Annotated in this window: 13 protein-coding genes; 10 read left to right on the plus strand and 3 right to left on the minus strand. The window is 33.9% G+C overall.

The genetic code is table 11. From position 1 onward, the window contains the following. From BLS90_RS13810 to BLS90_RS13840, 7 genes are all read left to right on the plus strand, one after another. A partial coding sequence (locus BLS90_RS13810; RefSeq protein WP_139171435.1) for an IS30 family transposase occupies window positions 1-350 on the plus strand: 350 nt, incomplete at its 5' end. Between the two features lie 73 nt (window positions 351-423). Continuing rightward, a complete protein-coding gene (locus BLS90_RS13815) occupies window positions 424-819 on the plus strand; it encodes a LytR/AlgR family response regulator transcription factor (RefSeq protein ID WP_091258661.1) in 396 nt (131 codons plus the stop codon). An 84-nt stretch (window positions 820-903) separates the two neighbouring features. Further along, window positions 904-1,314 carry a response regulator gene (locus BLS90_RS13820; protein WP_091258663.1) on the plus strand — a complete coding sequence of 137 codons (411 nt, stop codon included), beginning with the start codon at window positions 904-906 and terminating at the stop codon, window positions 1,312-1,314. Between the two features lie 473 nt (window positions 1,315-1,787). Then, complete coding sequence (locus BLS90_RS13825) at window positions 1,788-2,321, plus strand: DUF4402 domain-containing protein (protein ID WP_091258664.1); 534 nt, start codon at window positions 1,788-1,790, stop codon at window positions 2,319-2,321. Between the two features lie 104 nt (window positions 2,322-2,425). Beyond that, window positions 2,426-3,292 carry a fimbrial biogenesis chaperone gene (locus BLS90_RS13830; RefSeq protein WP_091258666.1) on the plus strand — a complete coding sequence of 289 codons (867 nt, stop codon included), beginning with the start codon at window positions 2,426-2,428 and terminating at the stop codon, window positions 3,290-3,292. 170 nt (window positions 3,293-3,462) lie between these two features. Next, on the plus strand, window positions 3,463-4,071 hold the full coding sequence (locus BLS90_RS13835; protein ID WP_139171436.1) for a hypothetical protein: 609 nt from the start codon (window positions 3,463-3,465) through the stop codon (window positions 4,069-4,071). A 109-nt stretch (window positions 4,072-4,180) separates the two neighbouring features. Beyond that, entirely contained in the window at window positions 4,181-6,682 is a 2,502-nt protein-coding gene (locus BLS90_RS13840; protein ID WP_091258671.1) for a hypothetical protein, read from the plus strand. Window positions 6,683-6,688: 6 nt separating this feature from the next. On the opposite strand, the gene ygiD is transcribed toward BLS90_RS13840, so the two are convergent. Together ygiD and BLS90_RS13850 are read right to left on the minus strand one after the other, a co-directional pair. Continuing rightward, window positions 6,689-7,519 (minus strand): 4,5-DOPA-extradiol-dioxygenase, encoded by an 831-nt coding sequence (gene ygiD, locus BLS90_RS13845; protein ID WP_091258673.1) that lies wholly within the window; start codon window positions 7,517-7,519, stop codon window positions 6,689-6,691. Window positions 7,520-7,616: 97 nt separating this feature from the next. Next, window positions 7,617-9,038 carry an ATP-dependent DNA helicase gene (locus BLS90_RS13850; protein WP_091258675.1) on the minus strand — a complete coding sequence of 474 codons (1,422 nt, stop codon included), beginning with the start codon at window positions 9,036-9,038 and terminating at the stop codon, window positions 7,617-7,619. A 164-nt stretch (window positions 9,039-9,202) separates the two neighbouring features. Between BLS90_RS13850 and BLS90_RS13855 the strand changes: the two genes are divergently transcribed. Together BLS90_RS13855 and BLS90_RS13860 are read left to right on the plus strand one after the other, a co-directional pair. After that, window positions 9,203-10,012, plus strand: coding sequence for a DUF3822 family protein (locus BLS90_RS13855; protein ID WP_091258677.1), 810 nt, complete (start codon window positions 9,203-9,205; stop codon window positions 10,010-10,012). Beyond that, window positions 10,009-10,599, plus strand: coding sequence for an RsmD family RNA methyltransferase (locus BLS90_RS13860; protein WP_091258679.1), 591 nt, complete (start codon window positions 10,009-10,011; stop codon window positions 10,597-10,599). Before BLS90_RS13855 ends, BLS90_RS13860 begins: the two co-directional genes overlap by 4 nt. 15 nt (window positions 10,600-10,614) lie before the next feature. On the opposite strand, the gene BLS90_RS13865 is transcribed toward BLS90_RS13860, so the two are convergent. Next, window positions 10,615-11,547: a ketopantoate reductase family protein gene (locus BLS90_RS13865; protein ID WP_091258680.1), complete on the minus strand. Its 933-nt coding sequence runs from the start codon at window positions 11,545-11,547 to the stop codon at window positions 10,615-10,617. Window positions 11,548-11,660: 113 nt separating this feature from the next. On the opposite strand from BLS90_RS13865, the gene uvrA reads away from it, so the two are divergent. Then, complete coding sequence (uvrA, locus tag BLS90_RS13870; RefSeq protein ID WP_091258751.1) at window positions 11,661-14,492, plus strand: excinuclease ABC subunit UvrA; 2,832 nt, start codon at window positions 11,661-11,663, stop codon at window positions 14,490-14,492. The last annotated feature ends 320 nt before the right edge of the window (window positions 14,493-14,812 follow it).

Consider the following 14,812-nt stretch of genomic DNA (forward strand, 5'->3'; position numbering starts at 1 on the left):
AAAGCGAATTGGTTAAACAAGCGACAATTGAATTACTCCAGAACTGGAAGCCGTATTTGTTTACATTAACATCCGACAATGGAAAAGAGTTTGCAATGCATCAAGAAATCGCAACAGCATTAGAAATCGACTTCTATTTTGCAAATCCTTACAGTCCTTGGGAACGTGGGGCAAATGAAAATCTAAATGGACTTATAAGGCAGTATATACCCAAATCGACCTCTTTTGAAGAAATAACCATCGAAAGAATTATAGAAATACAAGAAAAATTAAATAACCGTCCGAGAAAAAGATTTAATTTTGAAACACCAAATTATATGTTTAACCAAAAAGTTGCATTAGTAACTTGAATCCAGCATTATAAAACCAGTCGATTTTAATACTCTTATTTTAGCCGTTTATAAAGTAATCAAATGGACTAAAATGGAACGTTCCTATCAAAATCAGAAGATCAATGCTATTCAGCTTTTAAACTCTTTTAATCAGCCAAATGATTATGTTGCAGTTTCCTCCTTGGACAAAATTGAACTTATTCCTACTGCGGAAATTATTTATTGTCAGGCTGAAGGACGATACACTACTTTTTTCCTTTTGAACGGAAATAAAATTATTTCTAGCAAAAATTTAGGCGAATACAATACGATCCTGGATCCCAATTATTTTTTTAGAATTCACCACTCGTTTATAATAAATTTGCGTCACATTGTTAAAATTTCTAAAAAAGAAGGTTATTTCTGCGAATTTCCAAATGGAGCACTTTTGGCTGTTGCCAAAAGAAGACAAGAGGACTTTAACAAATTTATTAAACTTAAAGAATAACAATTTTACACAAATTAATTGGCGCTGCTTTTAGTTATAGACTAATCAAAATATCCTTTGCGACTGCACCTAAATAATAAAACCATGAAAAATGATTTAGAACCTAAATTCGAAAAAGTAATAGTAATTGATGATAATCCAATCGAACGCTACATTTGTTCTCGGATAATCCTCCATAATAAATTTGGCAAAAATGTTGTTGAATTTTCACATGCAAGCGAAGCACTGGCCTATTTAGAAGAAAATCAAGAAAAAGAATGCCAGCTGCCAGAGGTGATTTTTATAGATTTATACATGCCTCATTTTTCAGGTTTTCAATTCTTGGAAGCTTATGATAAACTGCCGCTTTCATTAAAAAACAGAGTTAAGGTCTTTATTATCTCAAACACAATTGACGATCTCGATATCACGCGGGTATGCAGGGATCCAAATGTAGTTTCCTTTCAACAAAAACCACTTACAAAAGAATTTTTAGATCGAATTATGCTCAAATGACGCTAGTTTTTTAAATCTATAAAAACAACTTGTTTTAATTCAGAAATTCATTCTTTTTCATTATCGAAACTACTTAGGTTTGTTCTTAAATTAATTTTTAGAACTTTTTGCAAAATATGAAAGAAGAACGACTCTTGTTTTAACATTTTTTTACAAAAACTAAAATTATGAATAATTTAAGTATTTTTAGTTAATTTTAACTTTTTAATGTTTTTTTAAAGTAATAAAAAAACACTAAAATAATAAAATTGCGATTTTATTATTTATTATTAAATAATTTTCCTTGGGTTCTTTTTCACTTGTGACTTAGTAGACACCAGTTGTTACATCTTGTATTACTTGTGTACGAATAGTAGATACATTTGTGCTGTAATTGGCTTTTATGCTATTACAAACACCAATTTTTAAAACTGATTAAGCATCTGTACAAAACCTGTACCTGCTTCTTAATCGTAACTCTCAAAATATTTATTATGAAGAAAATTACTTCAATTTTATCGATTATTGCCTTGACTGCTGTTTTCAGCACAAGCGCATTGGCACAAAACGCTCCTGCTTCTGCAACTTCCGCCAACACAACCACAACAATTGTAGCTCCAATTGCTATTAGTGCTTCAACCGCATTAAATTTCGGTTCTTTTGCAACTTTATCTACTGGTGGTACACTTGCTTTGAGTCCTCTAAGTGTAAGAACAGCTACTGGCGGAGTTAAATTGACTACAGCTACTGGATCTCCTACTGCTGCTGCATTTACAGTAACAGGAGAAGGAGCTTACGCTTACTCTATTACACTCCCTGATGCACTTACTCTTACCAGTACTGCTACCGCTACAGGTACAAAAACAATGGCAGTTAGTTCTTTTGTAAGTTCAATCGGAACGGGTGGAACTCTATCTAGTGGAACTCAAAACTTCACTGTTGGAGCTTTATTAACGGTTGGATCTGGACAAGTTGTTGGTACTTACTTAAATGCTTCAGGTTTTACTGTCACTGTTAATTACAACTAAATTAACGAAAAAGGGTGCTTATTTCTAAGCACCCTTTTTAATATCATTTTAAAGAATTCAATTCATTGAATAGAAAAGCAAAATACTATACATTAAATATTCTCATGATTAAAAAAAGTATTATAATTCTAGTACTATTATTAAATTGTTATCTTCCATTACTGGCCCAAGGAGATTTAATGGTATTCCCAAAACGACTTGTCTTTGACGGAATTCAAAGCCGGGTGCAAAATGTTAATTTATCTAATACCGGGAAGGATACTACAACCTATAGATTATCCTTCAATCAGATTCAAATGGATGAAGACGGTAAATTTAATATGATTGAAGAACCAGAAGAAAATCAAAATTTCGCCTCTCCGTATCTTCGTTACTTTCCCCGCACCATAACTTTAGCTCCCGATGAATCTCAGATTGTAAAAATTCAACTCATCAAAACCAGCGAATTAAAAGAAGGTGAATACCGCTCCCATCTTTACTTCAGGGGGGTTCCTAAAATAAAACTTTTAGAAAATAAAGTAATTACAACCGATACGCTCCAACCAAAAGATATTGACATTCAGATAACACCTATTTATGGAATTTCAATTGTAAACATTATTACGATAGGAGCACCCACTACAACGGTGAGCTTCTCTAATTTAGCATTACTGCCTTCGCACGTTTTGTCTATGGACATAAACCGCACAGGCAATCAATCGACTTATGGGGAACTCCATGTCAATCATATTTCTCCAGAGGGAGTTAGCAGGAATGTAGGACTAATAAAAGGTTTTGCCGTGTACACGCCGGGTAATTTGCGTCGAACTAAAATTAAACTAAATACTATTTCATCGGTAGATTACAGCAAAGGAAAACTGCAGGTAGTTTATTCCACCCCAAATCAAGAAACTATTTATGCTGAAGCCTTCCTTAATCTAGCAGACAACCAAGAATATTCTCTTGAAACGGGAATTGATAATAATAAATAACAATCATCTATTTATTTTTTTTCTGAAAAACTTTACAATAAAAAATACCATATCAAAACATCAAAATATTTCCAGATAAATCATGCTGTGAAAGATTCCGTTATTCTCTATATGAAAGCTTGGTAATAATATAGTTATAATCACCAAAAAATGCACCCCATAGAAAACATATGATTTATATATTACTTACAGCAACGGAAAAATTAATAATGCCCAAATTATTTACATCAAGCATCATTTTAATATTATTCATCATAGATTTAATGGTACCTCTTGGAGTTGCGATAGCTGTTTTGTACATAATTCCTTTAGTTCTTTCATATGCTTTAGACAAAGATAAAATAAAAATGCTTGCAATAATATGTACTATTTTAACGCTAATTGACTCTACCGATTATTACTATATTGAATTGTATTATAATATTTTTATTAACAGATTATTATCAATTATCGCTATTTGGGTATCCTACTTTATTATTCTACGATACAAAGAAATCTTGTTACAAAAAGATATAGAAAAACAGAACTACCTTAAGTCTGTTACTAAAATGCTTTTTCAAGTTTCCCATGAAGTTAGAAGTCCTCTATGTACAATCCAAGGTTTAACAAATCATATTGACTCTAAAACTATATCAAAAGAAGAGTTAGAAAGTATAAGTATTTATTTAAAAGATTCTGTTACTGAACTTGACATCTTCACAAGAAATTTAACACATAGTTTAGAAAAAATCCGAATACAAATTACTTACAAGTCAACAAATTCTAATTATTATTTATAGATACCACATAATTCTTTCTTAAAAAGTCTTTTTATTCAGGAAATAATTTGTTCTATATCCTCTTTTTATGTCCAAATTGTGTTCAATACTGTACCTATTTCTGTTCTCCATGATAGCCTTTTCTGCTACTGCGCAAGAGGAAAATTGTGATGAAGTTTTAGTATTGCTTCAGGTAAAATACATTGGTAGCAGAGAGATTTCCTCTGTAATTTGTGGATCAGATGTTTATCTTTCGATACCCGAAGTTTTGGATTTTATAAAAATAAGAAATACGCCTAATTCGAATTTTACTGTTATTAATGGTTTTTTCATCAATCAGAATAATACCTTCAAAATTGACCAAAACACCAACACCATTTTTTACAAAGAGGAAGTTTTTACCCTGAAACCATCTGATTTTATTCGAACTAGTACTAATTTATTCTTGAAAGCTTCTTATTTCAATCAAATATTTGGACTCGAAAATAGTTTTAGCTTTAGGAGTTTATCCGTTGAAATGACCTCAAAACTAGAACTCCCCGCCATTAAAGAAGCTCGATTGCAAGCGATGCGAGATAATCTTAATAAAATAAAACAGGAATTTATAGCCGATACGACTATTGTACGTGAGAAACCGCTATTTCATTTTGGCACAGCCAATTGGGCTGTTAACACAATACAACAATCCGAAGGAGGTCATTCAGAAAGAATACTCCTCAATTTAGGCGGCATTGTAGCTGGAGGCGAATTGACCACATCGCTAAATTACACCAACAACCAACCCATAGCGGCCAAAAATCAGTTTTATCGATGGCGGTATGTGAACAATGACAATAAATATATTAAGCAGCTCACCCTAGGAAAAATTTCAGCTCCCTCTAAAGCAACTATTTTGTTTCCCTTTGTCGGAGCACAGATCACGAATGCTTCTACTCGAATCCGAAAATCTTTTGGCACCTATATTTTGAGCGATCATACCCAAGCCAATTGGACGGTGGAACTATACATCAACAATGTATTAATCGATTATCTCCAAGCAGATACCAACGGTTTCTTTTCGTTCAACGTTCCCCTAATGTACGGTCGAACTGAAGTTACATTGCGGTATTATGGTCCTTGGGGCGAAGAGCAATTTTTTAGTAATCAATTTGTAGTTCCGGCTCTTTTTCTTCCAAAAAAGGAAATAGAATACACAATCAGTTCTGGGATTATTGAAGATGGCAGAGGCAGTATTTTTACCAATGCAAAAGTAAATTATGGACTATCCAATTATATTACTTTGGGCGGCGGACTGGAATATATATCCTCATTAGAATCGAATAAAAGCATTCCGTTTCTGAATTCTTCCTTTCGACTCTCGTCCCAATTATTTCTTACGGCAAGCTATTATTCAAAAGTGCTGTATGATCTCAATTTGAACTATACAACACCCAAAAACCTTCGTTTTGACTTTGATTACATCAAATATGACAAGAATCAAGAAGCCGTTCGATTCAATTATTCCGAAATGCGGAAAGCAAGTATTTCCATGCCAATTCGCAGTTCTTTTTTTTCGGGAACTTCCCGATTTAACATTCAACATAATCGATTTAACACCTCCAAATTTACTACTTCTGAATTTTTGCTCTCCGGAAGTTCTCATGGTTTTAATTTTAATTTTACGACCAATGCCTTTTTTATCAAAAACCAAAAACCATTGGTATTTAGCACTATTTCAACCTCATTCCAACTTCCTAAAAGATTTGTCCTTGTTCCCCAATTGCGCTATGGATATGATGCTAGTATCATGACGACATTGCAAACACAATTGAGAAAACCAATTTTTAAAAAGGGATTTATTCAAGCTTCATTTGATTATAATTTTAAAAATAAAAACAGTAGTTTTCAGATTGGTTTTACTCATAATTTCGATAAAATCAATACCGGATTTTTAAGTATTTTTAATAACAATAGCGCTTCTTTTTCACAGTATGCCATCGGAAGTTTGATGTTTGAACCGCAAGCTGATTTTGTGAGTTTTAATAATCGGATAAGTGTGGGCCGAGCAAGTGTAAAATTTGTTCCGTTTTTAGACAGCAATGGAAACGGAAAAAAAGAGGTCAAAGAACCTCTGGTAACAGGAGTTAAAATTGTATTAATGGGCGGTGATCGACATATCGTCAATGCTGATGGTACTACTATCATAACCGGTCTAGAACCCTATAGTAATAATTATGTAGAGCTCAATACCAGCAAAATCAACTCCATTGCCTGGCGCATCAAAAACAAAACTTTAAATTGTACACTAAATCCCAATGAATTGAAAATAATTGAAATTCCTGTTATAGTTGTGGGAGAAGTCTCTGGTATGGTGTATCAAAAAGTAAATGATCAACTCCTAGGAATTGGAGGCTTAAAAGTTGTAATTTATGATTTAAAGGATATATTAATCACCGATATTCTATCGGAACCAGATGGTTATTTTAGTTTTTTAGGTTTAAAATCAGGGAAATATTCTGCAAAAATAGATTCACACCAATTAGAAAATTTACAGATGATGGCAGCACCCTCCGCCCAAAATTTTGAAATCGATAATGGTATTGATGGTGCTTTTATAGATACTTTGGAATTTGTACTCGAAAAAAATAAATAGGTAAATCTACACAATCTTCACCGAGGTCATACTCAACGAACCCGCCAATAACTTATCATTAAATAAACTGAGTTCTTCGGATTTTCCTTTTAATCCCAAAGTATAAATTAAAGGTAAATAATGTTCTGGCGTAGGAATCGCTAATTGAAACGCCTTGCTTTGTTTATCAAAATCAATCAATGGTTGAAAATTCCCGTCTAATAAATATTTGTTTATCGTTTCCCTAGCCTCAATTGCCCAATCATAACCGTAATTGTCTTTATCGAAATTTTGAAAATCGACCAATCTCAAATTATGTACAATATTACCGCTGCCTACAATCAAGATTCCTTTGGTACGCAATGCACTTAGTTTTTGAGCCAAGTCAAAATGGTATTGACCGGATTTTGTATAATCAATACTCAGCTGAATCACAGGAACATTCGCTTCCGGATATAAATGCTTTATAACGCTCCAAGAACCATGGTCTAAACCCCAATGTTCGTCCAGCTCCACTTCTACAGGAGTCAACAATTGTTTGGTTTCTAATGCTAATTCCTGACTTCCTTTTGCTGGATATTGCACGTCAAACAATGCTTGCGGAAAACCGCCAAAATCATGAATCGTTCGGGGCATTTCCATGGCGGTAACTTTTGTTCCTTTGGTAAACCAATGCGCCGAAATACACAAAATAGCATTTGGTTGTGGTAACGTTTTTGCCAAATTTCGAAAACCCGTCACAAACTGATTTTCTTCAATTGCGTTCATCGGGCTGCCGTGTCCCAAAAACAACACCGGCATTTTTTCGGTATTCGAAAAAGAACCTGAAATTTTATGTAAGTCGTTTAAAGTGCCCATTACCAAACTATTTAAAATTATTAAACCATATAAGTCATGAAAGGTCATTGAAGTTTTTCTTTGATTTTAGCTTATATGACTTATATGTTTATCAAATTTACTCCACAAAATTCTCATCCTTAAAACCTATCAAATATAATTTATTTTTTGCTCGGGTCATAGCCGTATACAACCACCTAATGTAATCACGATTGATTCCATCAGGCAAATACGGTTGTTCTATAAAAACCGTATTCCATTGACCACCTTGTGACTTATGACAGGTTATTGCATACGAAAATTTAACTTGCAGTCCATTAAAATATTCGTTAGCTTTTACTTTTTGGAATTTTTGGAATTTAGTTTCGCCTTCATAATCTTTCAACACTTCCTGATATAATCGGTTGGATTCGTCGAAAGTTAAAGATGGTGATTCGCTTTTTATCGTATCCAATAATAAAACGGTTTCAAACGGAATCTGATTCGGATAATCGACCATTCGTATTTTTACGTTGGCAAACTTAAAACCGTATAATTCTTTGATGTTGAAAATTTCTAATATTTCGATAATATCTCCATTAGCAATAAAACCAGCTTCATCCGAATCTTTCAACCAAAAATAATTGTTCTTAACAACCATCAAAAAATCCCCTGTGGAAAGTTCGCTTTCTTTATCGAGGATTTTGGTTCTGATTTGCTCATTATATTGATTCGCCCTTTTATTGGAACGAACAATAAAAGCGGTATCTTCAATACTGTAATTACTGTAAGCAGAATTGATGGCATCCTGAATATCATAACCGTCAGTCAACCGAACTATATCTTTGAACTTTTTGAGATCAAATTTGAATTCATCAATAAAAGAATCTTTCAATAATTCCCGAAGTTCCGTTGCGTTATGCAAAATCCCGGAATTTTCTTCCTGACGCATTACTTCATCAAGCTCTATATGTTCCACTTCTTTATCGTAATTCATTCCCAAAGTTTGAATATCTAAAGCGGGACTGATATCCAAATTCACCGGGGGCAACTGGGCGGTATCTCCCAATAAAATCATTTTGCAATTGGTTCCCGAATAAACGTATGAAATCAAATCGTCAAGTAACGAACCATTTTCATACAACTTCGAATCAGAATTAGTATCCGAAATCATCGAAGCTTCATCGACTATGAAAATAGTATTCTTATGTTTATTTTGTTGCAAAGTAAACGAAACGCCGCCACCGGAAGATTTCTTGGGAAAGTATATTTTTTTATGAATTGTAAAAGCCGGTTTATTCGAATAATTGGCAATTACTTTTGCTGCACGACCTGTTGGCGCAAGCAACACATATTTTTTATTAATGTCTAATAAGCTGTTTACTATGGTAGAAATCACGGTCGTTTTTCCCGTTCCCGCATATCCTTTTAAAACAAAAATGGTTCTATTATCGGTTTCAGTCAAAAAAATAGCAATTTTTTGAAAAAAAATATCCTGTTTATACGTGGGTTGAAAAGGAAATTTTTTTTGTAAAAGACTATAAAACAGGGAGGAATTCATTTCGTATTATTTGAATGCAAAGTAAAGAATGTTTTTTCAATTTCAATGACAATAGCAATTTCAATTTTCAAATACTGCTATTGTTTTTTTGCCACTGCGATAGATATTGATAATGAAATTGATTTTTAAATTTGTAAGTTTGCGTTGTTGAAAAAAGCGATAGTATGATAAACATAGCCGAAAAAAAATATAAAAAACTTTCCATTCAAGTTTCCTTGACAGGACTTTCTTTTTGTTGTTTTGATACGCTAAACAATACCGTAATTTCGTTCAATGAAGTGCATTTTGAGACTTTTCAAAAAGCCACAAAAATTGAAGATTTGTTTGCCGATGCTTTTAGAGATCATCCGGAATTGAAGGATTCGTATGATGAAATTTTGGTAATTCACAATAATAATCTATCGACGTTTGTTCCGGAACCATTATTTGACGAGAACTTTTTAGGCAGTTATTTACAGTACAATACAAAGGTTTTTGAAACTGATTTTTTCGCTTTTGATGAAATTCCAAACTATCAAATGAATGCGGTGTATATTCCGTATGTGAATATTAACAATTTTTTTATTGACCAATTTGGTGCATTCGACTACAAACACGCCAATAGTATTCTAGTTTCCAAGCTTTTAGTGGCCTCCAAAAACAAGGAGGACAAAAAAATGTTTGTACATATTAATAAAGGTCATTTTGAAATTATTGTGGTTCAGAACCAAAAATTATTACTTTTTAATTCTTTCGATTACACTACTCCAGAAGATTTTATATATTACATTTTATTTACTGCTGAACAATTGAACTTAAATCCCGAAAATTTTCCATTGGAATTAATCGGAAATATTGATACCGAAAGCCATTATTTCAAAATGGCTTTCAAATACATTCGCAACGTTTCCCTAATAGATGTGGAAGATTTGCGATGGAACAATTATTTTTCTGAGGCCGAAAACAGAAATCATTTTATACTTTTCAACTCATGAGAATCATTTCAGGAAAATACAAAGGAAGACGCATTTTTCCACCAAAAGGATTGCCCGTTCGTCCTACAACCGATATGTCTAAGGAAGCATTATTCAATGTTTTGAACAACCATTTCAGTTTTGAAGGACTTAAAATATTAGATTTATTTGCAGGAACAGGAAATATCAGTTACGAATTTGCATCAAGAGGCTGTACACCAATTACTTCTGTTGATGGTGATTTTGGTTGTGTAAAATTCATCAAGCAAGTTGCAGCTGAATATGATTTTAATATTGCCGCTACAAAAAGTGATGTTTTTACCTATTTAGAAAGATGCAAAACGTCCTACGATATTATTTTTGCAGATCCACCGTATGCATTGGACCAAAAAACTTTTGAGAGAATTATCTTATTAGTTTTCGAAAAAGAATTGCTTAATGAAGATGGAATGATGGTAATCGAACATTCGAAATACACTAAACTAGAGCACATGATTCACTTTTCGTTCCAGAAAAGTTACGGAGGTTCCATTTTTAGTTTTTTCGAAATAGGAAAAGACGAAGAAGAAGCTGAGGAATCAATAGATAACGACAGCGAAGAGGAATAACCCCATTTTATCTAATTAGGAAGTTGAAACACTTGACAATTTATCCAAAACCATTTGATATGTTGGTGTTTCAATTTCATATTTAGCCCCTTCATTCACCACAAATTTAGTCAAAGAAGCTAATTCAATTTCTCGTCCTCCCATCAAATCCCGATGCATGGAGGAGGTCGCGTCATGAGGTGTTTTTTCTAATTTTAGAATGGTTTGCATAACTATGTCAGGTGGTAAACTCAACCCTTTTACGGCAGCAATCATCGTAATTTCGTTTAATAAGGCAACATACATAGACCGACTCGATTGACTTTCTAAAATTTCGCCAATATTTTGATTCAAATACGAAGTAGCTGAAGCCAATGCCGAGATAAAAATGAATTTCTCCCAAACGGTTTCTTCGATGTTTTCCACCAAATAACTTTCCATTTTCGCATTCTTAAAAATAGTTTGTAATTTATTTAATACAGCAAGGGGAGCAGTTTTAGATCCAAAAAATAGTTTTTCAAAAGGACCCACTTTTCTGATTACTCCTGGCGATACGATCATCGACACAATGTAAACGCAGCCTTGTAAAACTTCATTCTCAGGAAATAAAGCACTAATGCGCTCTGGCGCATCAACACCATTATACAACGGTAGAATTAAGGTGTTTTTAGTAATACATTTTTTGATAACAAGAAGACTTTCTTCAATATCATAGGTTTTGGTTGCGCAAATAAGAAAATCAAGTTTTCCAATTATTGCTGGGTCAATAGAAACGACAGTTGGAAAAACGATTGACTCCTTTTCTTCAGTAGTAATTTTGAGTCCGTTCTTCGCAATTATTTTTTGAGTTTCACCCCTTGCAATAAATACAATTTCGATTGTATCTGATTCAAAATAAGCTTTTGCTAGTAAACCACCAAAATAGCCTCCCACACCACCTATTCCTAAAATTCCGATTCTTGTTCGCATACCTATTTTACTGTTTCAGATTTTATCAAAAGTACAAAATCTTTAACACAAACTTCTAAACTGTTGTACCGAAAGAATAAATCAAAATGGTAACTTTGCGTTTTTCAAAAATTATGTTAGATAAAGACAATACCATTGAAGTTCAAGGCGCTCGCGTTCACAACTTAAAAAATATAGATGTTTCTATTCCTCGTGAAAAACTGGTCGTAATTACTGGCCTATCAGGTTCCGGAAAATCCTCCTTAGCTTTTGATACCATTTATGCAGAAGGGCAACGCCGTTATGTAGAGACTTTTTCTGCTTATGCGCGCCAGTTTCTGGGTGGTTTAGAACGTCCTGATGTCGATAAAATTGATGGACTTTCGCCTGTTATTGCTATTGAACAAAAAACGACTAGTAAAAGTCCGCGTTCTACCGTGGGAACCATCACTGAAATTTATGATTTCTTGCGTTTGTTATACGCCCGTGGTGCTGATGCATATAGTTATAACACCGGCGAAAAAATGGTTTCTTATTCTGATGAGCAAATCAAAGATTTGATTATTCAGGATTTTACTGGAAAACGTATCAATATTCTAGCCCCAGTGATTCGCGCTAGAAAAGGTCATTATGCAGAACTTTTTCAACAAATTGCCAAGCAAGGTTTCCTTAAAGTTCGCGTAAACGGCGATGTGTTGGATATTACTTTGGGAATGAAACTAGACCGTTATAAAACCCATGACATCGAAATTGTTGTGGATCGCATGGTGATTGAAGACACTGCTGACAATGAAAAACGCTTGACAGAAAGCATTAACACAGCCATGAATCAGGGCGAAAATGTATTAATGGTATTAGATCAAGATTCTAAAGAAGTTCGTTTTTTTAGTCGGAATTTGATGTGTCCAACCACCGGAATCTCTTACCAGAATCCAGAACCAAATTTATTCTCTTTCAACTCACCAAAAGGGGCTTGTGAGCATTGTAACGGCTTAGGAACGGTAAACGAAATTAATACTAAAAAGATTATTCCAAACCCAAAATTATCGATAAAAGCAGGTGGTTTTGCGCCGCTGGGAGAATATAAATCTTCGTGGATTTTCAAGCAATTGGAAATTATAGGCGAAAAATATGGCTTTAAATTGACGGATGCCGTAGCAACAATTCCTGCGGAAGCGATGGAAATGATTTTGAATGGCGGAAAGGAAAAATTCACCATCAACTCTAAAGACTTAGGTGTTGCCCGAGACTATAAAATTGATTTTGAAGGGATTTCACATTTCATAAAAAATCAGCACGATGAAAGCGGTTCAACAAGTATAAAACGTTGGGCTAAAGAATTCATGGACGAAATAAAATGTCCAGTTTGTGAAGGTTCCCGGTTGAAAAAAGAAGCACAATTCTTTAAAATTAATGGAAAAAATAGTACCGAATTGTGCGATATGGACATTTCGGATTTGACCACTTGGTTTAATGATTTAGACAGCCATTTATCTGATAAACAGAAGCGTATCGCTACTGAAGTAATCAAAGAGATTAAGGACCGATTAAACTTTTTGATGAATGTAGGTTTGGATTATTTGGCTTTAAGCCGAAGCTCCAAATCTCTTTCCGGTGGTGAAGCGCAACGAATTCGTTTGGCTACACAAATTGGTTCGCAGTTGGTTGGAGTTTTGTATATTTTAGATGAGCCAAGTATTGGTTTACACCAAAGAGACAATGAAAAACTAATTCATTCGCTGGAACAATTACGCGATATTGGAAACTCGGTAATTGTGGTAGAACACGATAAAGACATGATTGAACGTGCCGATTATGTGATTGATATTGGACCTAAAGCAGGAAAATATGGCGGAGAAATCATCAGTAAAGGGACGCCTGCCGAAATCTTGAAACATCATACTATTACCGCAATGTACATGAATGGTGAGTTGAAAATTGAAGTTCCAAAAAAACGTAGAGAAGGAAATGGAAAATTCCTGAAATTGACCGGAGCAACTGGAAACAACTTGAAAAATGTTTCAATAGAATTGCCGTTGGGTAAAATGATTTGCGTTACTGGAGTTTCTGGAAGTGGAAAATCAACTTTGATTAATGAAACGCTATATCCTATATTAAACGCTTACTATTTTAATGGTGTCAAAAAGCCAAAACCCTATAAAAAAATAGAAGGCTTGGAACATATCGATAAAGTAATTGATATCGACCAAAGCCCAATTGGAAGAACACCACGTTCCAACCCGGCAACGTATACCGAAGTTTTTACCGAAATCAGAAATCTGTTTACGATGACTTCTGAAAGTATGATTCGGGGATATAAAGCGGGACGTTTTAGTTTTAATGTAAAAGGAGGTCGTTGTGAAACCTGTGAAGGTTCTGGTGTGCGAACTATTGAAATGAACTTCCTACCGGATGTTTATGTAGAATGTGAAACCTGCCAGGGTAAGCGCTTTAACAGAGAAACATTGGAAATTCGATACAAAGGAAAATCCATTTCGGATGTACTGAATATGACGGTTGACGAAGCAGTTCCATTTTTTGAAATGATTCCAAAAATTTATCGAAAAGTAAAAACGATCCAAGATGTAGGTTTAGGTTATATAACACTTGGACAGCAAAGTACGACGCTTTCCGGTGGTGAAGCGCAACGCATCAAACTGGCGGGAGAATTATCTAAAAAAGATACCGGAAATACTTTTTACATTCTCGACGAACCCACTACTGGCTTGCATTTTGAAGATATCAGAGTGTTGATGGAAGTGATTAATAAACTGGTGGATAAAGGAAATACGATTTTAATTATCGAACACAATATGGATGTTATTAAACTAGCGGATTATATTATTGACATTGGTCCTGAGGGAGGAAAAGGCGGTGGTCAACTGGTTGCCAAAGGAACTCCCGAAGAAATAATAAAAAACAAAAAAAGTTATACCGCTCAGTTTTTGAAAAAGGAGTTACAATAGCTTTTTATAAAATTAGTGCACTTAATTGGATTTATACCAAAATGCAATTAAGTGCTAATTTTTAAAAATAGACACAACTATTTAGCCTTTCCTCTTTTCACAACTGTAACTACTATCAATCTGCTTTTGCAACATGAATCATTGTTATAAAGTACCTTAAGCAATCAATTATCCTTTTTTTTCTAGTTTAACTACTATTTAGTGCCCTATTAAGTATCAAACAGGGAAGGTTTCTCTTTTCTCATAGCTAAGTTCTATATTTATTTTTATTTTGTACTGCTAAAGTCCAAGTATGCTTCCGATTGCGTGAGTGATGGAAG

The organism is Flavobacterium omnivorum (genome assembly GCF_900099915.1).
GTDB classification, from domain to species: Bacteria; Bacteroidota; Bacteroidia; order Flavobacteriales; family Flavobacteriaceae; genus Flavobacterium; species Flavobacterium omnivorum.

Bases quoted from the DNA above. Each gene is read 5' to 3' on its own strand.
- BLS90_RS13835 (WP_139171436.1), top strand. From the start codon at position 3,463: ATGATTTATATATTACTTACAGCAACGGAAAAATTAATAATGCCCAAA.
- ygiD (WP_091258673.1), bottom strand. From the start codon at position 7,519: ATGGGCACTTTAAACGACTTACATAAAATTTCAGGTTCTTTTTCGAAT.
- BLS90_RS13850 (WP_091258675.1), bottom strand. From the start codon at position 9,038: ATGAATTCCTCCCTGTTTTATAGTCTTTTACAAAAAAAATTTCCTTTT.
- BLS90_RS13865 (WP_091258680.1), bottom strand. From the start codon at position 11,547: ATGCGAACAAGAATCGGAATTTTAGGAATAGGTGGTGTGGGAGGCTAT.
- uvrA (WP_091258751.1), top strand. From the start codon at position 11,661: ATGTTAGATAAAGACAATACCATTGAAGTTCAAGGCGCTCGCGTTCAC.
- BLS90_RS13855 (WP_091258677.1), top strand. From the start codon at position 9,203: ATGATAAACATAGCCGAAAAAAAATATAAAAAACTTTCCATTCAAGTT.
- BLS90_RS13820 (WP_091258663.1), top strand. From the start codon at position 904: ATGAAAAATGATTTAGAACCTAAATTCGAAAAAGTAATAGTAATTGAT.
- BLS90_RS13830 (WP_091258666.1), top strand. From the start codon at position 2,426: ATGATTAAAAAAAGTATTATAATTCTAGTACTATTATTAAATTGTTAT.
- BLS90_RS13825 (WP_091258664.1), top strand. From the start codon at position 1,788: ATGAAGAAAATTACTTCAATTTTATCGATTATTGCCTTGACTGCTGTT.
- BLS90_RS13840 (WP_091258671.1), top strand. From the start codon at position 4,181: ATGATAGCCTTTTCTGCTACTGCGCAAGAGGAAAATTGTGATGAAGTT.
- BLS90_RS13860 (WP_091258679.1), top strand. From the start codon at position 10,009: ATGAGAATCATTTCAGGAAAATACAAAGGAAGACGCATTTTTCCACCA.
- BLS90_RS13815 (WP_091258661.1), top strand. From the start codon at position 424: ATGGAACGTTCCTATCAAAATCAGAAGATCAATGCTATTCAGCTTTTA.